The 24,331-nt window shown below is 67.7% G+C and carries 17 protein-coding genes, 4 tRNA genes and 2 pseudogenes; 7 read left to right on the top strand and 16 right to left on the bottom strand.

Translation table 11 applies throughout. From position 1 onward, the window contains the following. Positions 1–818: 818 nt before the first annotated feature. Entirely contained in the window at positions 819–1,679 is an 861-nt protein-coding gene (locus ABOD76_RS04775) for a S41 family peptidase (protein ID WP_350241944.1), read from the bottom strand. A 29-nt stretch (positions 1,680–1,708) separates the two neighbouring features. Here ABOD76_RS04775 and ABOD76_RS04780 point away from each other — a divergent pair, with 29 nt between their 5' ends. Beyond that, a complete protein-coding gene (locus ABOD76_RS04780; protein ID WP_350241946.1) occupies positions 1,709–2,350 on the top strand; it encodes a hypothetical protein in 642 nt (213 codons plus the stop codon). Positions 2,351–3,192: 842 nt separating this feature from the next. Further along, positions 3,193–5,157, top strand: a complete 1,965-nt coding sequence (locus ABOD76_RS04785) for an amino acid transporter (RefSeq protein ID WP_350241948.1) — start codon at positions 3,193–3,195, stop codon at positions 5,155–5,157. A 296-nt stretch (positions 5,158–5,453) separates the two neighbouring features. On the opposite strand, the gene ABOD76_RS04790 is transcribed toward ABOD76_RS04785, so the two are convergent. The 4 genes from ABOD76_RS04790 to ABOD76_RS04805 form a co-directional block, all read right to left on the bottom strand. Further along, positions 5,454–5,912 (bottom strand): GNAT family N-acetyltransferase, encoded by a 459-nt coding sequence (locus ABOD76_RS04790; protein ID WP_350241950.1) that lies wholly within the window; start codon positions 5,910–5,912, stop codon positions 5,454–5,456. A 400-nt stretch (positions 5,913–6,312) separates the two neighbouring features. Then, positions 6,313–6,732 (bottom strand): VOC family protein, encoded by a 420-nt coding sequence (locus tag ABOD76_RS04795; RefSeq protein WP_350241952.1) that lies wholly within the window; start codon positions 6,730–6,732, stop codon positions 6,313–6,315. A gap of 1,267 nt (positions 6,733–7,999) precedes the next feature. Then, entirely contained in the window at positions 8,000–9,451 is a 1,452-nt protein-coding gene (locus ABOD76_RS04800; protein WP_350241953.1) for a replication initiator protein A, read from the bottom strand. Between the two features lie 313 nt (positions 9,452–9,764). Then, complete coding sequence (locus ABOD76_RS04805) at positions 9,765–9,995, bottom strand: hypothetical protein (protein ID WP_350241954.1); 231 nt, start codon at positions 9,993–9,995, stop codon at positions 9,765–9,767. Positions 9,996–10,227: 232 nt separating this feature from the next. On the opposite strand from ABOD76_RS04805, the pseudogene ABOD76_RS04810 reads away from it, so the two are divergent. Together ABOD76_RS04810 and ABOD76_RS04815 are read left to right on the top strand one after the other, a co-directional pair. After that, a pseudogene (locus ABOD76_RS04810) lies at positions 10,228–11,151 on the top strand (IS630 family transposase). A gap of 102 nt (positions 11,152–11,253) precedes the next feature. Next, the gene (locus tag ABOD76_RS04815) at positions 11,254–11,940 is read left to right on the top strand and encodes a winged helix-turn-helix domain-containing protein (protein ID WP_350241956.1); all 687 of its coding nucleotides are present in this window, start codon (positions 11,254–11,256) and stop codon (positions 11,938–11,940) included. A gap of 101 nt (positions 11,941–12,041) precedes the next feature. Here ABOD76_RS04815 and ABOD76_RS04820 read toward each other — a convergent pair whose 3' ends face one another. Further along, positions 12,042–12,461, bottom strand: coding sequence for an NADAR family protein (locus tag ABOD76_RS04820; protein ID WP_350241957.1), 420 nt, complete (start codon positions 12,459–12,461; stop codon positions 12,042–12,044). A 637-nt stretch (positions 12,462–13,098) separates the two neighbouring features. Here ABOD76_RS04820 and ABOD76_RS04825 point away from each other — a divergent pair. Next, positions 13,099–14,073 carry an Ig-like domain-containing protein gene (locus ABOD76_RS04825; protein ID WP_350241959.1) on the top strand — a complete coding sequence of 325 codons (975 nt, stop codon included), beginning with the start codon at positions 13,099–13,101 and terminating at the stop codon, positions 14,071–14,073. Here ABOD76_RS04825 and ABOD76_RS04830 read toward each other — a convergent pair. The 6 genes from ABOD76_RS04830 to ABOD76_RS04855 all read right to left on the bottom strand — a co-directional run bounded on the left by ABOD76_RS04830 (position 13,959) and on the right by ABOD76_RS04855 (position 16,109). After that, a complete protein-coding gene (locus ABOD76_RS04830; RefSeq protein WP_350241961.1) occupies positions 13,959–14,684 on the bottom strand; it encodes an IS5 family transposase in 726 nt (241 codons plus the stop codon). The two genes, ABOD76_RS04825 and ABOD76_RS04830, sit on opposite strands and share 115 nt — an antisense overlap. A 327-nt stretch (positions 14,685–15,011) precedes the next feature. Beyond that, positions 15,012–15,086: transfer RNA gene (locus tag ABOD76_RS04835), tRNA-Glu, on the bottom strand. A gap of 19 nt (positions 15,087–15,105) precedes the next feature. After that, positions 15,106–15,181 (bottom strand) — tRNA-Phe (locus ABOD76_RS04840). 8 nt (positions 15,182–15,189) lie between these two features. Next, a tRNA-Leu gene (locus tag ABOD76_RS04845) sits at positions 15,190–15,262 on the bottom strand. Positions 15,263–15,506: 244 nt separating this feature from the next. After that, a tRNA-Tyr gene (locus ABOD76_RS04850) sits at positions 15,507–15,593 on the bottom strand. A 207-nt stretch (positions 15,594–15,800) separates the two neighbouring features. Then, complete coding sequence (locus ABOD76_RS04855) at positions 15,801–16,109, bottom strand: hypothetical protein (protein WP_350241963.1); 309 nt, start codon at positions 16,107–16,109, stop codon at positions 15,801–15,803. Positions 16,110–16,235: 126 nt separating this feature from the next. Here ABOD76_RS04855 and ABOD76_RS04860 point away from each other — a divergent pair, with 126 nt between their 5' ends. Next, positions 16,236–18,104: a hypothetical protein gene (locus ABOD76_RS04860; protein ID WP_350241967.1), complete on the top strand. Its 1,869-nt coding sequence runs from the start codon at positions 16,236–16,238 to the stop codon at positions 18,102–18,104. A gap of 531 nt (positions 18,105–18,635) precedes the next feature. On the opposite strand, the pseudogene ABOD76_RS04865 reads toward ABOD76_RS04860, so the two are convergent. From ABOD76_RS04865 to ABOD76_RS04880, 4 genes and pseudogenes are all read right to left on the bottom strand, one after another. After that, positions 18,636–19,637: pseudogene (locus ABOD76_RS04865) on the bottom strand (IS630 family transposase). 256 nt (positions 19,638–19,893) lie between these two features. After that, a complete protein-coding gene (locus ABOD76_RS04870; protein WP_350241969.1) occupies positions 19,894–21,501 on the bottom strand; it encodes a flavin-containing monooxygenase in 1,608 nt (535 codons plus the stop codon). A 166-nt stretch (positions 21,502–21,667) separates the two neighbouring features. After that, on the bottom strand, positions 21,668–22,510 hold the full coding sequence (locus ABOD76_RS04875; protein ID WP_350241971.1) for an SDR family NAD(P)-dependent oxidoreductase: 843 nt from the start codon (positions 22,508–22,510) through the stop codon (positions 21,668–21,670). Then, the gene (locus ABOD76_RS04880; RefSeq protein WP_350241973.1) at positions 22,507–23,343 is read right to left on the bottom strand and encodes an alpha/beta fold hydrolase; all 837 of its coding nucleotides are present in this window, start codon (positions 23,341–23,343) and stop codon (positions 22,507–22,509) included. Before ABOD76_RS04880 ends, ABOD76_RS04875 begins: the two co-directional genes overlap by 4 nt. A 70-nt stretch (positions 23,344–23,413) precedes the next feature. Between ABOD76_RS04880 and ABOD76_RS04885 the strand changes: the two genes are divergently transcribed. Beyond that, positions 23,414–24,070: a TetR/AcrR family transcriptional regulator gene (locus ABOD76_RS04885; RefSeq protein WP_350241975.1), complete on the top strand. Its 657-nt coding sequence runs from the start codon at positions 23,414–23,416 to the stop codon at positions 24,068–24,070. Positions 24,071–24,331 lie beyond the last annotated feature (261 nt).

Consider the following 24,331-nt stretch of genomic DNA (forward strand, 5'->3'; position numbering starts at 1 on the left):
GAACGGGCCCGGGTGCGGTCGCCGCGCGGTGCTGGCGGCTGTCCCGCAGCGCCCGCAGCTGATGTGCATCGGCCTCCGTGGCAAGCAGCGGCCCTTTCCGGGCGTCCCTGCCCGGTGGAGCAGGGGAGACCGCCAGGAGGGAGGGCCACGTGGTCTGCTGGAGGGCGTGCCCTTGGGCCGTCCGCTCCTCCTCCAGCGTGGCGGCATGGGTGGCGGTTCGCGGACGTCAGGTGGCCGGGCCAGCAGGTGGGGAGCGCCGGTGGCCCCACCCGCCAGCGTCACGGCGTGGCGGACGATCCGCGGGGTGGGGTCCAGGGCGTGATGGCCAGGTGGGGAGCGCGGGAGAGGCCACGGCGACACCGCTGGTCCTGGACCGAGCCCCCAGGAAGTGCGGCGGCGAGCGCCCATCCCCTGGCCCGGTCCGGCTCTCCTTCCTTTAAGGCCAGCACGGCGGTCGACCTCGTCTTCTGCGCCTGCACCCCTTCGTCCTGCAGGGGCGACGCTGCGTCGTCCAGGCGTGCGGTCGCCTGGCGCGTCTCCGTGAGCTCCACGGCGAGTCAGGAGGCCGCGCCTCCTCCACGGCCTGCGACAAGCGGGGGCAAGCGTGGAATAAGCGCGGCGCACCGTCCCTGGACGGCGCGCCGGGTTGGTGGAGGCGCATGAACGCCTCGACCTCGCTCCCGGTCGCCCCTCAACTCGGCGGGGCAGCGCCACGCCGCTGCGCTGAGCCGGGCAGGGTCGGGTTGCGGGTGAGGTCATCGGCCGACCATGTGAAGTCAGGACTGGCGCCTTCTGGAGGTCGCCGGGTGGCGCTGGCGTTACCCCAACAGCGCCAGCGCCGCGTTCAGCGCGTCCGACGCGGGAACCGGGTGGTCCGGGACCACGCCCACACCCTCCCAGTTCGTGCCGGTCACGCCAGACTCCGGCCGGCCAGAAGCGACGAACAGGTGCAGCAGCGGGTGCACGGCGACGAATCGTCCGGGGTGAGCCGCGCCGGCCGTCGTCTCGCCGACAAGCGTGGCGCGGCCACTCGATTGCAGGAAGTGCGCCGTCGACTCCGCTCCCGAGCCGGTCACCGCGCTCGTCAACACGATCACCGGGCGCTCCAGGTACCGGGGGGCCGGCACGAACGCCGCCGACCACATCTGCCGGCCCACCGGATCGCCCCGCTCGAAGAAGGTGGTGATGAGGGCCGGCTCCGCGCAGAAGAAGCCGGCGAACAGGCCTTCGGTGTCGCTGTGCCCGCCGCGATGCGCACGGAAATCCAGGACCAGCGCTCGCGTCGGCGCCATGAGCTGCATGGCCGCCGCCAGCGCCGGCCCGGCCTCATCCGGGGCGTCGAAGTGGTGGAGTTCGAGCAGGCCGACGTTTCGGTTGAGGACCTCGACCCGCCGTACGCCGTGCGCACTGGCCGCCGCTTCATCACGTGACGGGGTGCCGGCGAGGATGAGCCGCAGGTGTTTGTCGGGGGTGTGGACGCGCATCGCGGCGGTCACGGCTTCGGCGAACGGCCCGGGCGAGGTGGGTACGTCGACCGCCTCGCGCCACCACGCGCGCAGGTGCCGGGCGAGCGCCGCGCCCCGGTCCGGGTACACGTACCCCGTTTCAAGGGCGTCGGCCGCGGCCATGACGATGTCCTCGCGGTGGTCAGGGTGCCATTCAGGCGTGTTGAAGGTCATGACCCAGCGTGCGCGCTACGCTGCTTCGAATGGCAGAGCGCATCCTGAGTAGCCTTCCCGTCGGCACGCACGTCGTGTCCGACTCGGCGGCCGCCGCGTTCCTGAGCGATCCCCGCCGTCAGGCCTACCTGTCGCCGTTCATCGACGCGGAGGTGACGGTGAGTCAGGTGGCCCACGCCCTCTCCCTGCCCCTTGGCCGGGCGCACTACTGGACACTTCGGCTGCTGACCCTTGGTCTGGTGCGGGAAACGCGCCGCGAGGCGCGCGCGGGGCGCGCCGTGCGGCACTACCGGGCGGTGGCCTCCGCCTTCTTCGTGCCGTTCGACGTGACCGGCGCCGACACCCTGGAGACCCAGGTGCTGGTCGATGGCCAGGTTCGAGAACAGCGCTTCGGCTCGGCGATCGCCCGGGCGATCGCCGAGCGCCCTGCGGGCCACGGCACCCTGCTGACGCGGGATGCGGACGCGGTGCGGGCGCTCCGACGCCAGGCCTGGCCGGACTGGAGCGCCCGCCCGGACGTGGTGAACGCGTGGCTGGAGCGGCCGCTGACCGAAGCGGACGCGCACGCGCTGCGAAGCGAACTGCACGCCTTACTCGACCGCTACGCCCGGCTGCCGGAACCTGACGAAGGCCGGGCGTACATGCTCCGACTGGGCCTCACGCCGCTGTAACGTGGGCACGCGTTCGGTCCGGGCACGCAGACACGGCACAGGCCATCAACTGCGGGCGCCCCCGGGTTCGTGCTCAGCATGCTCCTTCGGGCGTACAGCGGGTCGCGCCACGGGCCGGTCGTGACGCCTTCAGCCACCGGGCCCTCCCTCGGCTGCCCGCCGCGTCACCGGCTCGCCGCGTCAGGCCATGCGAGCACGCTGCGGACCCACGACCCCAGGGGGGATGACTGTCTGTTCCGGGGGGACTGGCGACCTGGCTGGGCACACCCCCTGACCGTGGCCGCTTCGCCGGACTCCGGAAGCGGGGGTGTCCACGGGGCAGACCACGACCACTTCGAACAGCGGGGGCGGCCCTGGCGAGGCGTGGTGACGTGCTGGGCTTCCATGTCCCCCAGACCGTTCAGAGGCATCCCACGCCCACCAGGTGAAGGCAGGCCGCCCTTTTCCTCCGTCTTCGCCGGGTCAAGGTCGGCCGTAACGTGTGCCCGGGAACGAAGCCGTCCCAGCGAGACGAACGTCTCCACCGGCGGGGTTGGCACGTCGTGAGGCGGCCAGCGCCTGAGCTCACACCCTGGACCCGTGGCGCGAGGGAGGCGCGCATTCTGGTGTTCGCGTCGCCACTCAAGGGCGGCCTCCCGTGCTCCAGTGACCGTGCACCCTGACGGCTGGCGTCCCGTGGGGCACCGGCGTGGTCGGTGCGCTGTCCGAACCGTGCTTCCGCTGAACGCTCGCCGGCGGGGAGCCCACAGCAGTCTCAGCGGATCCCGACCTGGTCCGGTCCCGGCGCCACTGTGTCTGCCCGTCCTGGCGTTCGTTCGTGCAAGCCCCCAGAATGTGGGGGTATGGCCGATCCTACAGCGTCCGCGCCCGGTTGGCGCGCTTCCGTTCGAGCCTGGCTGCTGCACGGCCAGCCCACCCAGGGCCCCCACGAGTCGCCGTCGCACGCCCAGCACCATGCCCAGGCGTGGTGGCGGGTGATGTGCCTGACCGGCGTGGATTACTTCAGCACCCTCGGCTACCAGCCGGGCATCGCGGCGCTGGCGGCCATCTCGGCCGGCACGCTCGCCCTGTCGCCGGTCGCCACGCTGGTGCTGGTGGTGGTCACGCTGTTCGGCGCGCTGCCGATGTACCGACGGGTGGCCCAGGAAAGTCCGCATGGCGACGGCAGCATCAGCATGCTCGAGCGCCTGCTGCCCGGCTGGCCGAGCAAGCTGCTGGTGCTGGTGCTGCTCGGCTTCGTGGCCACCGGCTTTTTCATCACCATCACCCTCTCGGCCGCCGACGCCGCCGCGCACGTGGTGGAGAACCCGCTGTTCTCGCACGCCCTGGCGGGGTGGAACGTGCCGATCACGCTGGCGCTGATCCTGCTGCTGGGCGGGGTGTTCCTCCGGGGGTTCAGCGAGGCGATCGGCATCGCGGTGGTGCTGGTGGTGGCGTACCTGGGATTGAACGCGGTGGTGATCGCCGCGTCGGTGCGGGAGGTGCTGGCGCACCCGGCCGTGTTCTCCGACTGGACCCGGGCGCTCTCCGGCAGCTTCACCAGCCCGCTGGCGTTGATCGGGGCGGCGCTGCTGGTGTTTCCGCGGCTGGCGCTGGGCCTGTCCGGCTTCGAGACCGGTGTGGTGGTGATGCCGCTGGTGAAGGGCGATCCCGGAGACACTGAGCGGCAACCGACCGGCCGGATCCGCAACGCCCGGAAGCTGCTGCTCGCGGCCGCGCTGATCATGAGCGTGATGCTGCTCTGCTCGTCGTTCGTCACCACCCTGCTGATCCCCCCGGACGCGTTCCGGGAGGGGGGCAAGGCAGCGGGCCGGGCGCTGGCGTACCTGGCGCACCGCCAGCTGGGCGAGGTGTTCGGCACCGTGTACGACCTCAGCACCATCCTGATCCTGTGGTTCGCGGGCGCCTCGGCCATGGCGGGGCTGCTGAACATCGTGCCGCGCTACCTGCCGCGCTACGGCATGGCCCCTGAGTGGGCGCGCGCGACCCGGCCGCTGGTGCTGATCTACACCGCCACGGCGGTGCTGCTCACCGTGGCGTTCCGGGCGGACGTGAACGCGCAGGCCGCCGCGTACGCGACCGGGGTGCTGGTGCTGATCGGGAGCGCGTCCGTGGCGGTGACGCTGTCGGCCGTGCGCCGCCGGAACGTGCTGCAGGTGGCCGGCTTCGGGCTGGTCAGCGTGATCTTCGGGTACACCCTGCTGGTCACGTTCATCGATGACCTGAGCGGCCTGCGCCTCGGCCTGCTGTTCATCCTGGCGATCGTGGTCGTCTCGGTGATCTCCCGCGCCGCGCGCGCCACCGAGCTGCGCACCGAACGGGTCGAGCTGGACGACACCGCCAGGCGCTTCCTGGACGAAGCGGCCGCCGGGAATGACCTGCGGTTCATCGCCAACGAGCTCAATGCCGGGGACACCGCGGAATACGACGAGAAGGAGCGGGAAGTGCGCGCCGAGACGCACCTGCCCAGCGGCCTGCCGGCGCTGTTCCTGGAAGTCCTGGTGGCCGACCCGAGCGAGTTCAGCGACGTGCTGGAGGTGCGCGGCGTGCAGGTGGGCGACCACCGGATCGTGCGCATCGAATCGAGCGCCGTGCCGAACGCCATCGCGGCGTTTTTGCTGTACGTGCGTGACCACTACGGGCAGCGGCCGGACGTGTACTTCGAGTGGATTGAGGGCAGCCCGCTGAAGGCCGTGGGGCACTTCCTGCTGTCCGGCGAGGGGGACATCGCGCCGCTCACCCGCGAGGTGCTGCGCCGCGCCGAGCCGGACCGCAGCCGCCGGCCGCTGGTGCACGTCGGCGGCTGAGGCAGCGCCACCACCGCGGCAGGGGAGCAGGCCCGTGCCCGCTGCTGAGCCGGCCCTCGTGGGTCCAGGTCGAAGGGCGGCCGCTGTTGGCTCGTCGACGTGACGCGGCGGTGCGGGCCCGGACGCTTCCCGCAGCTGCAGCGGGCCCCACCGACGGGCGCGACGGGACCTGGATGCTCAGTGTGCAGGTTCCCCCCTGTGGGCCGGGCGGCGGCCGTGCACGCCCCAGATGGGCAAGACTCGGGCTGGCCAGCCTCAGCGCGCTCCGCTTCCGTTCAGGCGCAGGAGCACCTCGGTCACGTCGGTGCCGCGACCGGTCGCGTACTCACGCGCCGTGCCAGAGAAAACGAATCCGTTCCTGGCCAGGACGCGATGTGGTCCTCCACGACCCGCGCATACAGCGGCCGCTGCTGCTCCACCTCCAGAAACTGACGCAGCGCTTCCGTGGCGACCCCCCGGCCCCAGATGGCCCGGTCCAGCCAGTAGGTCACTTCCCGCTCCCCATCACGGTCGAAGGCGCCGAGGTGCCCGGCCGTGCGCCCCGCATACACGATTATCCGGACGGTCAGTTCAGGGTCGGTGCGCAAGCGCTGCCAGTGACGATCAAAGGCCGCCCGGTCGTCCGGATGGTCCGTCACGAAAGCCGCCAGGTACCGGGCGTCCGGATCCTGCTGCTGCCCAAAAAAGGCCTCGAGATCACGGTCCTGGACCTTCCGTATCGTCACCACCGGCGCGGTGGAGTGCTGTGTCTTCATCGCTGCTTGCCTTTCTGGTGTCCTGAATCTGCGGACGCTGGGTCCTGGCGAGGATTCGACGTCTCCTCGTCCGGCAGGGTGAACGTGTCGTTGCCGAGCGTCACAGAGCAGGAAAGTCATCCTCCGGGTCCGCTGCTCACGGGCAGAGGAGCGGACCACACGCCCAGACGTCTGCCGCGGTCCGGACCGCAGACGGCCAGGGGTCGAAGGCCCTCGTCACTGGGCGGGAAGGACGCTGGCACCACAGCGGACACCTGCCGGCGTCGCGCGGTCGACGACGGCGGATGGGCCGATCGGCCGAAAGGATCTTCAACCCGCGGAACCGATGTGGAGGGGCGGGGCCAGTGCCTCGCGCCCTCTTCTTTGCCCACTCGGGGGCAGCGCAGCGAGACGACGCGGCCTATCTGCGTGTGGCCAGTTCCCAGATGTGGCCGGCGGGGTCCAGAAAACTCGCGGTCCGGACGCCCCACGGCCGATCCACCGGGCCGTTCAGGAGCTCGACCCCGCGCCGGGTCAACTCAACACACAAGGCGTCGACATTGTCGACGGGAAGGGTATACACCTGCCGCGCTCCAGCCCCGCGGCTCGCCATGACGGCGGGGGCAATCAAGTCGTCGACCGAGGTGGTCGCCAACACGTTGATCATGACCTGACCAAACAGAAAGACCGCGGAGTTCTCGTCCTCGTAATGGACCGGCACGTCAAACACCCGCTGATAAAACTGCTTGCTGGTGTTGAGGTCCTCGGCAAAGAGGGTAATGGCGCTGATGCCGGTCACCCACGACGTACGGCCCGGCACGCGTTCAGTCATGTCATCCATCAAGGGGTCTCCTCTGGGTCGAACAGGTTGTGCTGCTGGTCCCTTGTAACACAAAGGACACGCGGGGTGCAGCTCAACGGCGGCTACCCACGAGGGAAGGGCCGGAGGGGACGCACACGCACAAGACTGGGCCAGTCCTGCCTGCGGCACGCGCAGCTGAACCCCACGAATCGGCAGCGTGGCTCCCGGCCGGGAACGGACGCTGAAAGCGCGCTGGAGTGTGCGTTCTGGCTGCTGTGGTTCAGCTGCGCGTTGGCGTCACGGTGGGCCCTGTGGCGTGCAGAAGCGAGGCCGTGCACTCAGGGGTCGGTCCAGCGCAGTCAGCAACGCAGTGCTGACGACCTGCAGGCGCTGCCGGCTGTCCTCGCTCGGCGCTCCCACCGCGTTCGCTCGCCACGGTGCGCCAGCCGCAAGCGCCACCTGAACGAGGACGGCGAAGGCGATCGTCACCGAAAAGAGCCGGGTAGCGGTCAAGTGACTCTGGCTGAAGCCTCACCTGCCCCCTCAGCACAGCACACCGATGTTGACGCCACAAGCGCTCCGTGGGCCGTGAGGGCCGGCCGTGGGGTCGGCACGGCGCTGCAGGCGAAGGCGTCCAGCCGCCCGCCAAGGCGGACGGTGAGCGGACCGTCCGCCTTCTGTGCCTCAGCGGTGCGTCGAGGAACGTTGAAGGGCGGCACGTCCACCACCCGTGCTGGGGAGGGGAGACCCGGCGTGACCCGCTTCGCCGGTCACGTGCAGCATGGGGTACCGGGAAGGACGACCTTCAGGCGGGCGCAGTGGAGCATTCCGGGGCAGCCTGCACCTCACCACCGGCGGTTGAGGTGATGGTTCTGTATGTTGTAGTAAAGAAAAAAACATGATGAAACCATCATCAGTGGACGTCCTGGAACGCGCGTCAGTCGGTATTTTCAGCGCCGCTCCCTCAGAAACTACGGGAAAAAATACGTTGGTTTCCTCAGAAGCTACGGGAGCGGTGCGTCATGTTCCCTCAGAACATACGGGAACGTGGGACGAGGATGCCGGCGTTTCCCCTCAGAACATACGGGCGCACACGAGGGGCGTTTCCTCAGAACATACGGGTGTCACCCTTCTCCGCCACGGCGGAAGCCCTCAGAACATACGGGCGAAGGGCGCGCGCTTCTGGGCGAAGCCCTCAGAACATACGGGCGCTTGCCTGCCTGCTCCCGGACGGGCGCCAGGCGCGCGTTTCCCCCCGGCTTCCCTCAGAACATACGGGCGGTGACCCAGCGGGCACCCTCAGAAACTACGGGTGGGTGACCTGCAGGTGCCGGCGCACGTCCTCCACCACCGCCAGCACTGCTGGCGCGCCCCCCGCGATCGCCCGCGTGGCCTCTCGCACCACCGTCCGGCCGTCCAGCTGCCCGTGCAGCACCAGCTCCGCCAGCTGACTGCGCTCCGGCAGCGTGAAGTGCTTCATCGTCCCCAGCAGCGTCAGCTGCTTGAGCACCCAGTCCACCAGCGCCTGCCCCTGCAACGCCGCCAGCTTCGCTTCCTCACGCGCTTCCAACGCGTCGAGCTCATCCTGCGCGGCGGGCCGTTGCCGGGCCGACCGCCCTTTGCCGGTGCCCTTGGCGGGCGTCTCGGCCGGGGGCGGCCCTGGCCGCGCGTCCGCCGCGGCGTACCCGGGCAGCTCCGCGAAATCCTCCGGGCGCTGCACCATCGCCACCAGCAGGCCCCCCGGATTCGCGACCGGCCGGGAGGAGATCTTGAGGTAATGATCGAACCGCCGCGCGGCCTCCTCGATCCGCTCGGGGAACACCGTGGACAGCCGCACCGCCACGCCCGACTTGACCCCGCGCGCGCTGAGCAGCAGCGCCAGCTCCGGGTACTCGCCCACCGGCGGCGGCCCGAACACGTACCGCAGCAGCTTGTCCCGCCCCCGGCCGGTCAACTCCACCTCCGCCACGTACCCGCGCGCGCGCAGCTCATCATGCGCGGGTTTCAGCGTCCGCGCCACGTTGTCCGGCCGGTCGCTGAGGATCCCCAGCCGGCTGCCCCACGCCATCAGCGGCGCGCTCAGCTCCCGCACCAGCCCGTCGGCGGTGGACTCGTCGAAATGCAGCGCGTCCAGCTGCCGGTACACCGCCCGCACCAGCGGCTGACTGAGCGAGCGGTAGAAATTCAGGTCCAGCGGCTTGATGTACCCCGCCCGCAGGCTCTCCATGATCGGCGGCGCGAGCTGCACCGTGATCACCGACGTGCCGCGCACGCCCGACCGTGAACGCACGTACGACAGGTAGTTCACCTGCGCGAACGACTGCGTGGTCCAGCTGTGCGGCCCGTGCATGAACCACCCCTCGTCGATGGTGTAATTCGCCTTGTTCAGCCGCACGATGCTCTCCTCCAGCGCCCGGTAGTACTGCGCGGAGTCCGGGAAGCCCGACGCCTTCAGCAGCCCGTACGCCGACACCGTGAACGGCCCGTCCGGCAACCCCGCCTCGAAGCACAGGTTCACCAGCCCCACCATGAAATCGTTGTCCAGGCCGTGCGGCACCACCTGGTCGTCCGGGACGGTGCAGGTGATCACCACCGGCCGGCCATCCGGCGTCAGGATGGTCTTCTGCCAGCGGCGCAACCCCGGCGGCACCGTCTTCTGCCCGCTGATCAGCGCCAGACGGCCGAGGTTCAATTCGTCGTAGCCGCTGTTGACGTCCAGCACCAGCGGTGCGGCGCGCGGCGGTTTGCGCTCAGGCATGCCGCATTCTAAGAGACCGCGCGCGCCGACCACGCAACACCTCAGAAACTACGGGCCGGCACCGACCCACCGCGCCGGGGACACGGCGCCCCGGACGCGCCACACCGCCGTCGCCGTGCCGCGCGTCCGCGGTGTAAGCCCCACGCCCGGCGCAGGTCACGAACGTCCGCCGCCAGGGCACCCCGCCTCTGGACCAGAGCAACTGCGTCGGTCCGCTCCACCCGCCGCCGGTCGTCCGGGGGCCGCGGCGACGCCGGGTGGTCCGGCCGAGCCTTCGCCTGGACCACCGGACCGCGCCACGTGTACTGGCCCGTCAGCTCTGCAGGCGCTCCACCCGATATCGGATGCCGGTCCTGGCGTCGCACGCGGCCCAGGAAGCGCGTCCGCTGGCCGCCCAGGCCAGCTGTCCGCCGCAGGCCTCCGCGCAGGCTTCCTGGGCCTCCTGCAGCGTCCGGGTGTAGCCGCGCAGATCCCGCCCGGCGTCCGCCATGTACTCGTACTCCAGCTTCAGGGCCACCGCGGACGTGCGAGCTGATTCGTGCATTGCAGAATTGTAATCTCAGAATCTGTAGAAAAACAGAATCTGCCCTTCAGGATGCGGCCACACAGGCCCCATGTTGAAGCCGGCCGCGAGCGGGATGCCCGTGACCTCATGTTCCTCCGCGCCCGCAGGCGCTTGTGATCATCCTGCCAGTGCAGGGACCCGGTTTATTGATCTCGGCGCAGGTTGGCCCTGATAGAATGCAGAATGGCGAGATGGCAACCCCGACGATAAATTGGAGGAGCGGCGACTCGCAGCCGTGGAGTGGCTGGAGCGCGGCACCCACCCGAACCAGGAGATCGCCGATCACTTCGGCGTCTCGGTACACACCGTCTAGAGCTGGAAAGCCCGACTGAAAGTGCGTGGCAGCCTGCGGGCCACGGTGGCTCGGGGTCCACAGCCCCGCTTGACGGCTGAGCAGTTGGACCAGCTGCGCACCCTGCTGCGGGAGGGGGCACTCGCGCACCGCTTTCCAGACGAGACCTGGACGACAAAACGTGTTCGTGACGTGATCGGACGGACCTTCGATGTCTGGTACCACCAAGGCCATGTCCGCAAAGTGCTTCGCCAGCTAGGCTTCAGCCCGCAATTGCCCGATGGCCGCGCTGTGGAACGCAATGAACTCCGTATCGCCAGCTGGAAGGGGACCGTCCTGCCAGAGGTGAAAAAAAAGTCGCTGACGGCGTTCACCCTGATCTATCTCGATGAGGTGGGCTTTGCGCTGAAGGGCGTGCGCCGGCACACCTGGAGTATCAGGGGCGTCACGCCCCTGGTGCGGCTGCCGGTGAACTGGACGACGCTGTCAACCATCGGCGCGATCACCTCAACGGGACAGTTCCTGCAGCACACCCAGTAAGGATCTGTTCACAGTGCAGATGTGATTCGGTTCCTGGAACATCTTCTGTGCCACGTGTCGGGTCAGGTCGTGGTGGTGCTGGACAATGCGGGTATTCATCGCTCCAAGGCGGTGCAGGCGTGCGTGGCTGGCCACGCACGCCTATCGTTGGTGTACTTACCCCCGTATGCGCCAGAGCTGAATCCGATCGAGCTGGTGTAGGCGTACGTAAAACACGATGTGCTGGGGAACTGCTGTCTGCGGAGCGTAGTGGCCTTGAAGGCCAAGCTCACCAGCGCCTGGCAGCGCGTCCGGTGCATTTAACTGCCCCAACATCTGATGGATTCGAACCTGTGCCAAGGAGCGACGCCACGGCTTTCAGGACCGGGCGTCGAGGACTGAAACGTCCTGGCTCAGAATCAAGGCATGAGTCCTTCAGATCCGCCTGCAGTCCTGGAGTCGCTGCCCATCAGTGATCCTGGCGCCGCTCGCCTGCTGCGCCAGAACCATGCGTTTCTGAGCCTGTTTGTGCACCCAAAGTCCCCCAGTGAGATTGCCAAGCGGGCGGGCATGGCCCCAAACCTCGCTCACCACCACGCTCGGAAATTAGCGGAGGCTGGACTGCTGCGTGAGGTGAACCGCGAGGGAGGACGGGTGTTCTTTCAAGTCACGGCACAGGCATACCGCGTGCCCTGGAGCATCATGCCCCCGACGGACGAGACGGGCGGGACCTTCGCCGAGCTGAACAAGCTCAACATCACCTTCCGTCGTGCGTACGAGCGGTCGGTCTTCCGTCTGAACAGCAACGAGGAGTGGACCGTGGGGTTTACCGAATTCGCTGAAGCCCACCCGCCTGTACCAACCACAGCCGCGCTGCCCATGGAAACGCATCCCACGCACTTCGATGCGCTCACGTTGAATCTGACTGCCGAGCGCTACCGGACGTTGGTTCTGGACATCATGGCGTTGATGACCGCGGCTGTCGACGACCTCCAGGACGGTGGTCAGCCGTGTACCATCGCGCTGCTGGCGTATCAGGGAACCCTGGACGAACAGAATGAATCTACGGGCCGGCTCGCCCGCCAGACCAGCTCATTCCTTGGCTGGGACTGAACAGGTGCAGACCGGCGGAACCACGGGCCGGATCGGCCTTCGTTGAGGGCGCTTCATACCGAGGGCATGCAGAATGCGCCACCGGCTAGATAACCTCTACATCAGCCATTCGTCTCCTGCCGCAGCGTTGCCCGCACCTGCATCAACGCCTGTCCGAGCAGATTCTGATCCCATTGATGTCGGTACGCCAGGGCGTCCTGCTCCGCAATGCCGATGCCCCACACCCGGTCGCTGGGCGACGCTTCCACCAGCAGCCGCTCCCCGGTGGCCAGCAGCGCCGCGCGGCACTTCTTGTGCTGGCTGAACTTCAGTCGGCACGCATCCACCGCGACGTTCAGCCGAACGGCGCACCAGACCGCGTCATCGTACGGCCGCACCACCCGCCCGAGCCGCTTGCATTCGCCGGGGGTGCGGGCCGCGAGGACCCGCTGCGCCGTCACCAGGTCCCCGAACAGCACCGCCTTGCGGTACATGATGTACTGCTCCGCCGTATGGAACAGCTCGTCGCCATCCCGGAACACCGACGGATAGAAATGGCAACGAGGCTGGGGATCGTCAACGAACGGCAGAAGGTCATGGCGTCTCCTGGGAATCGGGGATGTCGTGGATCACGCTACCGCAACGACTGGCGACAGCGCCGCGCACTTGACGTTGCCGGCTGGGCAGGGACGACGCCTGACCTGCCTGCGCGGCAGGAGCAGTATCGGTTCGGAGACGAGGGCCAAGCGGGCAAGCCGTGAGATCGATTCGGTCAGCTTGGTTCCGTTGCGCCCAGACGCTCAGGGGCCTGCAGGCACCGTGCGCCCCGTGGGACGCATGGATGTAGAGAACGGGAGTCCTGCGGTCGGGGCGAATGTGCGCGGTTGGACGCCGAACGAGTTGGGTGCGCAAATCTGGACACTGGTTCGCGTGCGGTGAACGGATCGGTAGCCGGGGAGCTTCTGACCGCTTAACACCGCGTCACCCTACCCCAACAACTTGCCACAACCTGGAACAGTTGTGCGGGAGCAGGTCCCTGCAGCCCAGCGGTGACTTGCCCCGCGGTCCGGTCACTTGGGTTCACTCCACTGCTGCTCATCTCCGCAACCTCTGTAGTACGCTGTCTCTAGCGACCATCACCCATCAACCACTCAAAAAGAGATGGTCGGAGGAGCGTAGATGCACGGACTTGTTCGTACGACGGTTGTCGCCTCGGTCCTGATGGCTCTGCTCGATGCCTGCTCGACAACTCCTACCGCACCGCCGACACCAGCCATCGTGAGCGGCGCGAGCTCGAGTCAACTGAAGATCGGGACGCCCGTTCAATTTACGGCCACCGGGTCGGATGGCGTGGCCTTAAGCCCCACGGCCGTGTCTTGGTCCTCCAGCGATCCAGCTGTGGCGTCGGTCGATGCCAATGGTCGTGTAACGGCGCATCGCTTGGGCACGGTCACGATCAGTGCCACGGCTGGAGGGCAGACCAAGGCCAGTCCGCTCCAGACCATCTATGGCATGGAGTTCGCCGTCGGCACCTTCAATAGGTCAGCGATCGGCCTGCCGAACGTCTTTGCGCACTTCGTGAAAGTGCGCCTTCCCGACGGAAGTGCGCCTCCGACTGGGTCAGGTCTGGATATCACGGGACCCGCCGGGTGGAATGGAGGTGCGCCGGATCCTGCACTGACCATCAATACAGGCACAGCGAAATACGCCATTGGACTGAATACCAACCCACCGACAGCGGGGACTTACCTTGGCACCACGACCATCCAAGGACAGACATACACGGCCGATGCCAGCCTGAATGCTTCTTCACTGCTCCCTCCCGTTTCGCAAGTAACTGTCACCAACGTCTCGGCCTCCAGCGTCAATGTTTCTTGGAATGCAGCGGCAGGGGCCCTTTCCTATACGCCGATCTTGTTCGACTGCGGCACTGCTCCCAACCCGACCGCCGCAGACTGCAGCACCGTGGTGCAACGGGCACCGGCAACTCAGGGAACGTCTACGACGCTGGCGGGACTCAATTTTGCGGCAGGACATACTTACGCGATGACCGTCCGTGCGGCCAACGTTGACTTTACCCAAGCGGACCCGACGACACCTACCCAAATCAACCTGTCCGTTAACGGCACGTTCTTCAAGCTCGTAACGCCATAGAGAGATGAGCAGTGCCCTGTCCTTGCGAAAGCAAGGACAGGGCACTGCAGCGAACCCATGTAAGCGTCGCCTTCGCGGAGGCCATCAACGACGCCCTCCTGGCACACCTGCTGCGCGAAGACGGCCAGGACGAACTTTCCGCCGTCTCGGTCCTGGATGTTCGCTGGATGCACCACCATGGTCAGCAGCAAGCCCAGCGTGTCGACCAGGATGTCCCGCTTGCGTCCATTGGCCTTTTTTGCCCCGTCGAATCCCCGAGGTCCACCTGCTTCGGTGGTCTTAGCGCTTTGACTGTCAATGATACCGGCCGTGGTTTGCGCCGTTCGCCCCACAGCCACTCGCAGGCGTTCACGGAGCACGTCATGGACGTGCTTCAGTCCGCCCCGGACGCGCCACGTGCGGTATTGGGCGTACACGGTGGTCCATTTCGGGAAGTTCAAGGGGAGAAGCCGCCAGGCGCACTCTGTCTTCAGGACATACAGCATCGCGTCAATCAGCACCCGCTGAGAATGAATCCGCTTTCGGCCAGTCGAACTCGGTCCGGGAAGCAACGGTTCAAGCAGCGCCCATTCCTGATCCGTCAGATTCGACGCGTACCCGAGACTGGTCATGTCCCACAGTGGAATGAAAACCGCCTCTGGGAGCGCTTCGGGCTGTTAACATACGCGCTTTAGGCGCGAGCGGGTCGGCGTGCCACGGGCCGTCCCATCGTTCCCAGCGCCTTGCTCGATTCCACCTGCCCGTCCGAAAAGCTCCGCCGAGCCTCCAAAGGGACGCTTACCCCTCACGCGACTGTCCTGAACACGCACTGACACGACAAAAAGTCACCCCAGGTTCCCGGACACCTGGGGTGATCTCATGGCGGCCCGCCGCGGATTCGAACCGGCGCTCTGAAGATCCAACGTCTTCCATCCTGCCACTGGACGAGCGGGCTGTGCTGGTGACCCCACGCGGAACCGAACCGCGCTCTGAAGCGTGAACGTCTTCTGTCTTGACCGCTAGACCATGGGGCCAATCACCGCATCAATACGTTGGTGGTCCGGACCGGAATCGAACCGTTGACCTCGGAGGCTTCAACTCCGCGCTCGACCATCCGAGCTCCCGGACCATGAGAAAGGGGGGCGGAGGGACTCGAACCCTCAACTTCCAGGCTCTGGGCCAGGTGCTCTCCCGGTTGCGCCACGCCCCCATACGACAACATCAGTCCGCGCCAGTTCGGCGTCCCTCCTGGGGAGCCCGCTGGCGCGGAACGTCAATCCTGGATGCAGCAGATCCTGCTGCGCTTACTCCAAGCAAGCGAAGCTCCCCTGCCGCTCCACCTGACGCTCCCGCACCTGCGGTGCCTGGGAAAATCGCTGTTCAGGTTGTGCATGCAGCTGCTTCATCTGGAACTCCTTCGCGGGACGCCTCGTGGCGCCTGCGGTGCTTCGTGTTGGTGGGGTGGATCGGATTCGAACCGATTCAGCCCGTAGGCGGGCGGGTTACAGCCGCGTCTGGCTCTCCAGCTCCAGCGCCACCCCAGACGGCACGCGTCATCGGCGCGCCGCGGGAATATCGCTGGTGTCGCCTGGCTGCAGTGACGGTGCGGCGGGCCACCTGGGTGAAGTCCTTAATGCCCGTCAGCATGCCGCGCCCGGGCAGGCAGCGGCATCCGCCAGACGGCCTGCCGGCCCATACGCCGCATGGCGAGGTGACCACCCCCGCGTGACTCGCGGTTCAAGCCGCCCTCAGTTCAGCATGCGGTTCAGCTGAGCCACGTAGCGGGCCAGCTCCGGTGCGGGCGCAAAGGTCCGGGCAGCATCCACGCGTTCCTGCATCACCTCTACGTCCAGCGGGTCGGCGCGCAGCAGCTGATTGGCCAGCAGCACCACCCGGCGCTGGTCGTCCTGGGCGCTGGCGCGGATCATCTGGGCACGCAGTTCGAAGGTGAAGGTCAGGCGCGCCTCATTGCGCATCTGCAGCAGCCAGTCGGCCTCCTCCACGCCCGGCAGAACGTCCATCTGGGGCAGTTGCTCAGCCAGGCCAGAGCGGTGCATGGACTTCAGGTCACTGACGTCCTGAGGAAACCGCGGACGCGGTGTCGGTGCGCCCGTGCCGACCGGACCGAAGCCGAAAAGTTCGTGGTCTGCACGCGCCTGGCCTGTTAGAATTCTAAAGGCTTTATGAAAACTCTATTTCATTCCATCACCCTGCTCGCCCTCAGCGGCATAGTCCTGAACAGTTGTGGCACCGCGCCCGCTACCACAGGAACGACAGCATCCCTCTACATGGAACTCGATGGCGCGTCCCAGGCGAACGTGGTGGTCTCCAGCCACGGCAGCACGGTCTTTCAGGGTGAAGTCATCGGCAGCAAGACGCTTTCGGCACTCCCGCGTGGCACGTACACCGTCACCGCGGCCAACGTGGTCGGATTCGTGTCACCCGCTCCCCAGACCGTCGAGCTCAACAGCGATCAACGCGTCACCCTGACCTATACCCGCTCCGCAGTGCCGACGCAGTTCACCGCGCACCTGGAGGCCAGCAGCGTGGCGCTCGGGCCGGGTGACCACGTCGACGTCCCGGTTCAGGTCACCGCCCTGAACGGCTTCAAGGGAAAAGTGCGCCTGAGTGTCACAGGGCTCCCCAAGCAGATGACCGCGGAGAGCGTCACCGTGGACTTCACCGGCGAGTCCACGGCCACGGGGCATCTCACGCTCACAGGCGACCGCTTCGCCCAGGGCGGGCTGTACGACGTCCGGGTCGTGGTCATGGACGCATCCGAGCTCGTCAGCGTCCCGGTGGAGCAGGTGGCCTTGCCGCTCGCCGTGATGGTGCTTCCACCCGTCGTGACGGTTCAGATCCCCAGCACGCGCGTATACATCGCTGAACCCACGGACATTCCCCTCTCGCTGGCCGGCTCCGACTACGCCGGGCCAGCCACCCTGACCCTTGAAGGCCTCCCGGACGGCATCACGGCCGACCTGCCGAGCACCGTGACCCTGGGCGCGACCCCTTCGACGTTCCAGCTGCATCTCACCGCTGGACCACAGGCGCCAGCGGGGGTCATGTTCCCCACCCTGATCGTCACCGCGAAGGGGCAACGCCTGTACGTGCCGTTCTCGGTGAATGTGCAGCCGCAGCGCTTCGCCGCCAGCGAGGTGGCCGGTGAGAGTGTGTTCTCCATCGCCGCAGATGCCGCAGGGAATGCCTGGTACAGCACCTGGGACCGCATGCAGCGCGTCTCGGCCGACCGTCCACGTGCCGCGTATGCCCTAAATCCTCCCATGCAGAACCTGCAGGTGACGGCCGATGGACAGGTGGTTGGCGTGACCGGGATGGAGCTCGTCCGCCTGAATCCCACCACGTCGCAGGTCCAGCGCTGGCCCCTTGTCCAGTACGACCGCTCCCCCTCGACGGATCTCGATCCACGCGGACAGTTTGTGGTGCTGGACGCCTCGCATGTGCTGTATCCCGATTCCGCTGCCCTCGACAGTTACGGGTTCAGCACGCTGGACCTTACCACCGGTCAGGCCACCTACGTGGGCATTCCCGGGCTGACCAGCTGGCCCCGCTCCGCCACGCGCGCCGGAAACGGCATCGACTTCCTTGGGGGGAACGTCTTCGGCCGCCGCCTATACCGCTTCGATCTGGACACCAGGACGGCCACCTCCTTCGCGGACCTGCATACGACCGGCGTGGTGAGCATGGACGCACGGCCAGACGGGCAGGTGTGGCTGGTCACGTCCCGCCTCGACACCACGAGCGGCCTCACCCTGCGGGAACTGTCGCTGTTCGACCCCGGTTCCGGCCAGGCGAGCGTTCTGCCAGGCGTGACGGTGCAGGACACCACCCGTGTGCTGGCGAGCCCGGACGGCAGCGCCTGGCTGACGGATTTCACGGATCCGATGGTGCGGCACGTGGACCCTTCAGGCGCGACGATCCATGCCTTCTCGCCGGTAGCCCTCCCCAGCCGCATCGCGGTCTCCGGTGGGGGGGCCTTCTGGTACAGCTACCGTGACGGTGAGCGCTACTACCTCAGTTCCTTGCGGTAACCGCGGTGTCCTGACGCCTGTCGTGTGCATCCGGCGGCGAGCGAAGGGCGAGCGCTCCCTTTGCCGCTTCGTAACCGCCTTCCGTCCTGACAATGTCGTTGAACAAGCGACCAAAGCGGCCTGGGCCGAGGGGTGGCATTCCTGTGATGCCACCTCCTGAGCTGGGCATCGGTTGGCATGGATCCGGGAAGCGTTGCGCTCATGTTGGGTTACCGCGGAGGAGGACACCTCAGCGGGTAAGGATTCCAGCCGATGTCCAGATCGACTTCAGGCAATAGAACAACGAGATGCACGTCAGCGAGATCATCGCCGTGGTGGAACGTGCCCTGGGCCAGCGGGTACTCGGAACCCAGACCTACGCCGATCACTCGTTCCGACTCGTCTGTCGTGTGGTGACGTCTAAGGGCGGTCGGCCACGCCGGGAGATGCGATGTGCGGGCAGGATTGGCTCAATAGCCGCCCAAAGATCGTCAGATACAGTGGGAACGAGCGTCTGGACAGACTACAGACCGCTCATTATTGTTCGGCGCTCTATTGATTTCGGCGTAGGTTGGCATCCGTAAGCTGCTGAGGGAGCCGGATAGACCGAACCCGTCGCCACGCCTGCACGAGTTGGGCGCGCAGTTCCTTGGCCGTCCGCAAACAGCAATTCCCCAGCACGTTCCGTTTGATGTACGCCCAGACCAATTCAATGGGATTCAGTTCTGGAGCGTAAGGCGGCAGGTAGACCAGGGAGAGACGTTCGTGGAGAGCCACGAACGAACGTCTGGACGGCCTTTGAGCGATGAATGCTGGCGTTGTCCAGGACCACGATCACTGGCCCGGCAAGGTGATCCAGCGAATGTGTCAGAAACTGGATGACCCCTGTGCTACAGATCGCCCCCTGCTGAGTGTTTTGAAAAAAGCGGCCATCCGAGGTGAACGCGCCAATCGTCGACAGCTTGCTGGCAAGCTTACCAGGGGCGTCTCGCCCCTGGGCGCCCAGGTGTGTCGCCGCACACCCTTCAGCGCGAAGCCAACTTCGTCCAGGTAGACAAGTGTTGCGCCCTCAGCCACCTTTTTTTTCCAGCTCCGGTGCGACCTGTTCCCGCCAGGAGGCGATCCGAAGCTCATTGCGCTCTGCGGCACGTCCATTAGGCATCTGTGGGCTGAAGCCAAGCTGGTGGAGCAACTTGCGGACATGGTCACTGTGGTACCAGACCTCGAAGGTCTGGCCGATCAGGTCACGGACACGGCGGGTGGTCCAGGTGTCGTCCTGGTGTCCATGCGCCAGGGGGCCCTCCCGCAGGAGGGTCCGCAGCTGAGCCTGCTGATCGGGGTCAGCCGGGAGGGTGGACCGGGTGCGACGGTCGCCTGAAGCGTCCCGTTGCGCTTCAGGCGGGTCTTCCAACTGTTGACGGTATGGACCGAAACGCCGAAGTGTTCCGCGATCTGCGCATAGGAATGCGTACCCTGCTGAAGCCAGCCGAGGGCCACTAGCCGCCGCTCTTCGAGTTGGGCACGAGTGAGGTGAGCAGGACGCCATCCAGGCATTCACCCATACTATCAGTGCTAAGCCACGCCGAGATCAATAGAACCAAGCCGCCCGGCGACGGTCCAGCTCCCGCGCCCTGGCGTTCCAGAAAGAGGAAGCTCCCGGCCGGCACGGGGACCCGGGCTCCACCGTGGGGCAAGCCGCCGCTTCACCGTCTCGGCGGCAGGACCATCGCGGCACCGTGCTGGCCCGCGCGTGCCCTGGCACTCCGCGCCGCAGGGCTCGGACCGCCGCAGGTCCTGCACGTGCGGCTGCTCAGCCTCCGGCTGCCGCTGTTCTGGAGGGCTGAGGTCTCGCGGCCGTGAACTTCAGCGTCCCGTCATCCATGGGGGCGACCTGGAGGGTGTACTTGTCCAGCAGGTAGTTCTGGTACACCTGCCAGGGCTGCTTCGAGCCCTGCTTCGGCAGGGCGGCCATGCTGCGGGTCACGTACCCGGACGTGAAGTCCAGCAGGGGCCGCTCCTCGACCGAGGGGTCCGCGACCGGCACCACGGCCGTGTACCCGCGCCGGTCCATGTGGTTGAGCAGCCGGCAGACGTAATCCGCCGTGAGCTCGGCCTTGAGGGTCCACGACGAGTTGGTGTACCCGAACGCGTACGCGAAGTTCGGCACGCCGCTGAGCATCATGCCCTTGTACACCATCGTGCGCGGGACCTCCAGCGGCTGACCGTCCACCTGAAAGCGGATGTCGCCCAGCACGTTCAGCTTCAGGCCCGTGGCCGTCACGACGATGTCCGCCGGGAGGTCCTGCCCGCTGGACAGGCGGAGGCCGTGCGGCGTGAACGCCTGGATGGTTTCGGTGACCACCGACGCCCGCCCGTCGCGAATGGCGCGGAACAGGTCACCGTCCGGCACGGCGCACACGCGCTGGTCCCAGGGCTTGTACGTGGGCGAGAAATCCGCGGCGTTGAAGCGGTCCCCCAGGTGCTGCTGGGCGGCCTGGAGCAGGCCCTGCTTGAACAGTTCCGGTCGCCGGCGCGCCACCTGGTAGTAGAAGATGCTGGTCAGGATGTTCTTCCAGCGCGTGACGGTGTGGGCGACCGTGGCCGGCGCCCACGACTGGAGCTTCATGGCCAGGTCGTCCACCAGGGGCCGCACGGCCACGTACGACGGGGAGCGTTGCAGCATGGTGACGTGCGCGGCCTGCTCGGCCAGCGCCGGGACGAGCGTCACGGCCGTGGCGCCGCTGCCGATCACCACCACCCGCTTGCCGGCGTAGTTCAGGTCCTCGGGCCAGCGCTGCGGGTGCACGATCTGCCCCTGGAAGGCCTGCTCATTCGGGAAGTCCGGGCGATACCCCTCCTGGTAGCTGTAGTACCCGCTGCACAGGAACAGGAACTTCGCCTGGCGGGTGACGGTGTGCATCCGGCCTTCAGCGTCCTGGACCTCGCTCGTCACGGTCCACAGGTTCGCGGCGGAGGACCACGAGGCCGTCTTCACCTGATGGCCGAACCGGATGCGCCGGGTGACGCCCGCTTCGTCGGCCGCGTCCTGGATGTACTGGCGGATGTCCGGTCCGTCCGCGATGGCGGTGCGGCCCCGCCACGGCTTGAAGCTGTACCCGAGCGTGTACACGTCCGAGTCCGAACGCACGCCGGGGTAGCGGAACAGGTCCCAGGTGCCGCCGATCGCCTGACGCGCTTCCAGCAGCTCGAACTGTTTGCCGGGCGCCTTGGCGAGCAGGTGCCGCGCCGCGCCGATGCCCGACAGGCCCGCACCGATGATCAGCACATCGAGCGGCTGCGGGTCGTTCGCGTCGGCCAGCGGTCCGGGGGGCGCGGCCGGGCGGGCGCGGCGGGCCTTCACCCACAGGACGCTCAGGGTGGCCACCCCAGCGATCAGCACAACGCTTCGTTTCCTCATGACTTGGTCTCCTCAGCAGGCGTGGGCTTCTGGGTGAGCGGCCGGTGGACGTGCCACCGTGCGGGCAGGGGCGGCATGGCCATCCAGGAAGGACCGCCGCCGGGCGATACGCCGCAGCGCCTGGGTTCCCCATGCTCGCTCCGCCACGACCCGGGTTGGGCGCGGGTCATGTCGCTGCCCCCCGGAGCATCAGGGCGCGCAGCACGGCCCAGTACGTGGCCGGTCGCACCCGGACCAGCAGGTCGATCACCCGGGCGTCGGTCCCGACCAGCACGCGCGGTGAGCGCCGTTCCACGCCGGTCAGGATGATCTGGGCGGCGCGTGCGGGGTCGAGGCGCAGCACGCGGTTCATGGCCTGGCGCTGCGCTTCGGCCTCCTGCGCGCTGGCCCGGACGCCGCTGCCCACGCGGGCGCGGTTGGCGATGTTCGTGCGGACCCCGCCCGGGTGGACGACCGTCACGCCGATGCCGTGCGGCGCGAGTTCGTGCCGCAGCACCTCGCTGAAGCCGCGCACCGCGAACTTGCTGGCGCTGTACGCCGCTTGACCCGCGGGGGCCGCGATGCCGTACACGCTGGAGACGTTCACGATGTGCGGCTGCAGTTCCGCTTTCAGGGCCGGCAGGAAGGCTTTACACAGCGCCACCACGGCGCGGAAGTTGATGCTCTGCACCCAGTCGAATTCCTCGAGGGTCACCTCGTCGAAGGTGCCGCCGAGCGCCACGCCCGCGTTGTTGATGAGCAGCGTCACCCGCCGGTGCCGCTTCAGGACGTCCTCGGCGAGCTGCGGGATGGCCGCGGTCTGAGCGAGGTCAACGTGGTGCGTGGTGACGCGCAGCTGCGGATGCCGGGCGCTCAGCTGGCCAGCGAGCTGATCCAGGCCGTCCGCGTCGCGGTCGATGAGGGCCAGGTGGCTGCCGCGGCGGGCCAGGTCGGTCGCCAGGGCCCGCCCGATGCCGCTGGCGGCGCCGGTCAGCACGGCCACGGCGCCGCTGAAGGGAAAGTCTGTCATGTCGCGTCTCCCAGAAACCTGAGGGTGAGGGCGTTGAAGGCTTCGGCCCGTTCGATCTGCGGCAGGTGCCCGGTCTGCGCGAACAGGTGCGTCTGCGCATGCGGGTAGACGGCGCGGGCGTGCTGCAGGTGCCGGGCGGACAGGATGCGGTCCTGCGCGCCCCAGACGATGAGGGTCGGGAGGCGCTGCCCGGCGAGGGTGCGGGTCAGGGTGTCGCGCCAGGCGGGGTGGACGCCGCGCCAGCCGCCCAGGACGCGGGCCACGCGGAGGAACGAGGTCGCCCGGTTCGGCTGGGTGGCCAGCAGGTGCGCGTGCGCCCGGCGTTCGGGCGTGGCGAACCGCGGGTCGTGGAAGAGGCTCTCGACGGCCCGGGCGCTGGCGCGCGGGCTGGGCGCCATCAGCCGCTCCCCCACGCCGGGCACGGCCAGCAGCCGCAGGGCCAGCGTGACGTCCCGGCCGAAGCCGGCGCTGTTCACCAGCACCAGCCGGCGGCTGTGGTCCGGGTACATCACCGCGAACTGCTGCGCCACGGCGCCGCCCAGGGAATTGCCGATCAGGATGACCGGCCGCGGTTCGCCCACCGCCTGCAGGTAGTGGCGCACGAACCGTGCCAGCCCGGCCAGCGAGTACTCCACGTCGGGCTTGTCGGTCAGACCGAACCCGATCATGTCCAGGGCATGCACCCGGTACCCATTGGACAGCGCGGGGAGGGTGGCCGTCCAGTCGTCCAGGCTCCGCCCGATGCCGTGGAGCAGCACGACGGGCGGTCCCTCGCCCTGAATGATGTGCCGGGTGCGCACGGCGCCGACCTGCAGATACTCCGGTTGCCTCATGCCACCTCCTGCTTCGTTAGGCTGTCAGTATGCGAAGAAAAGCTCAGGTCCTCAACTCGCGTTCCGGAGCATGAACAAAGCCGCGCGGGGGCGGCACACGCACGGGAATCCGGAGGAACAGCTCGCATTTTTGACCCGCAAGCGACCGCAGCAGGCGCGCAGCCGCCGGATGGTCGAGCGCCTGCTCGCGGCCGCCGCTGAGGTCTTTGTGCGGGAGGGCTTCACGGCGGCCACCACCAACCGCATCGCGGAGGCGGCTGGGGTCTCGGTCGGCTCGCTCTACCAGTTCTTTCCGAACAAGCACGCCCTGCTGGCTGAACTGCAGGGCATCTGGACCGCCCGGCTGGGGGCGGAGCTGGACGCCGCGCTGACGTCCCCACACCGGCCCGTGATTGACCTGATCGATGACGTGCTGGGCGTGCACGCCCGCCTCCAGCGTGAGTCGGCAGGGCTGCTGGGCTTCCTGCTCACCACCCGCCTGGAGTCCACGTCGAGGACGGTGCGTCAGGCGATCCTGGAACGGCTGGAGCAGATGGCCACCCTGCGCCGGGCGGACCTGGATGCAGGGCAGGTGCACCTGATGGCCCTGATGACCCTCCACATCGCCGACGCGCTGTACACCGTTCCTCCTGGACAGGCCGGCGATCCCCTGCTGCGTCAGCAGGTGCGTCAAGCGCTGCTCGGCTACCTCACCCTCACGCTGGCCGCGCCGCCGGCAGGGCCATGATCCCGGACCCCGGCGTGTGCACAGGAGCCGCCTCTGAGGGGCTGGACGGCCACCCGGCGGCAAGAGGACGTGGTCCAGCGAGGGGGGCAGACGGCCCCCTCGGGCAGATGGGCAGCGTGAGCCCAGTGCTGCGGGCTCGGGTGGTGCCTGTCCTGCGCGGTGACGCCTGACGCTCAGCGTCTTCTGCCCCTTCGGGGACTGTTTCCTGCCTTGACAGCCCGGCGCCAGAGGCGCATGCTCAGATCATACCGTACGGTTCAG

The sequence above is a fragment of the Deinococcus sonorensis KR-87 genome, from assembly GCF_040256395.1.
In the GTDB taxonomy this organism is placed as follows: domain Bacteria; phylum Deinococcota; class Deinococci; order Deinococcales; family Deinococcaceae; genus Deinococcus; species Deinococcus sonorensis.

Coding starts and splice junctions, on each gene's coding strand:
- ABOD76_RS04870 (WP_350241969.1), bottom strand. CDS start 21,501: ATGAGGAAACGAAGCGTTGTGCTGATCGCTGGGGTGGCCACCCTGAGC.
- ABOD76_RS04880 (WP_350241973.1), bottom strand. CDS start 23,343: ATGAGGCAACCGGAGTATCTGCAGGTCGGCGCCGTGCGCACCCGGCAC.
- ABOD76_RS04780 (WP_350241946.1), top strand. CDS start 1,709: ATGGCAGAGCGCATCCTGAGTAGCCTTCCCGTCGGCACGCACGTCGTG.
- ABOD76_RS04785 (WP_350241948.1), top strand. CDS start 3,193: ATGGCCGATCCTACAGCGTCCGCGCCCGGTTGGCGCGCTTCCGTTCGA.
- ABOD76_RS04805 (WP_350241954.1), bottom strand. CDS start 9,995: ATGCACGAATCAGCTCGCACGTCCGCGGTGGCCCTGAAGCTGGAGTAC.
- ABOD76_RS04830 (WP_350241961.1), bottom strand. CDS start 14,684: ATGACCAGTCTCGGGTACGCGTCGAATCTGACGGATCAGGAATGGGCG.
- ABOD76_RS04860 (WP_350241967.1), top strand. CDS start 16,236: ATGAAAACTCTATTTCATTCCATCACCCTGCTCGCCCTCAGCGGCATA.
- ABOD76_RS04795 (WP_350241952.1), bottom strand. CDS start 6,732: ATGGATGACATGACTGAACGCGTGCCGGGCCGTACGTCGTGGGTGACC.
- ABOD76_RS04790 (WP_350241950.1), bottom strand. CDS start 5,912: ATGAAGACACAGCACTCCACCGCGCCGGTGGTGACGATACGGAAGGTC.
- ABOD76_RS04855 (WP_350241963.1), bottom strand. CDS start 16,109: ATGCACCGCTCTGGCCTGGCTGAGCAACTGCCCCAGATGGACGTTCTG.
- ABOD76_RS04875 (WP_350241971.1), bottom strand. CDS start 22,510: ATGACAGACTTTCCCTTCAGCGGCGCCGTGGCCGTGCTGACCGGCGCC.
- ABOD76_RS04775 (WP_350241944.1), bottom strand. CDS start 1,679: ATGACCTTCAACACGCCTGAATGGCACCCTGACCACCGCGAGGACATC.
- ABOD76_RS04825 (WP_350241959.1), top strand. CDS start 13,099: ATGCACGGACTTGTTCGTACGACGGTTGTCGCCTCGGTCCTGATGGCT.
- ABOD76_RS04800 (WP_350241953.1), bottom strand. CDS start 9,451: ATGCCTGAGCGCAAACCGCCGCGCGCCGCACCGCTGGTGCTGGACGTC.
- ABOD76_RS04885 (WP_350241975.1), top strand. CDS start 23,414: ATGAACAAAGCCGCGCGGGGGCGGCACACGCACGGGAATCCGGAGGAA.
- ABOD76_RS04815 (WP_350241956.1), top strand. CDS start 11,254: ATGAGTCCTTCAGATCCGCCTGCAGTCCTGGAGTCGCTGCCCATCAGT.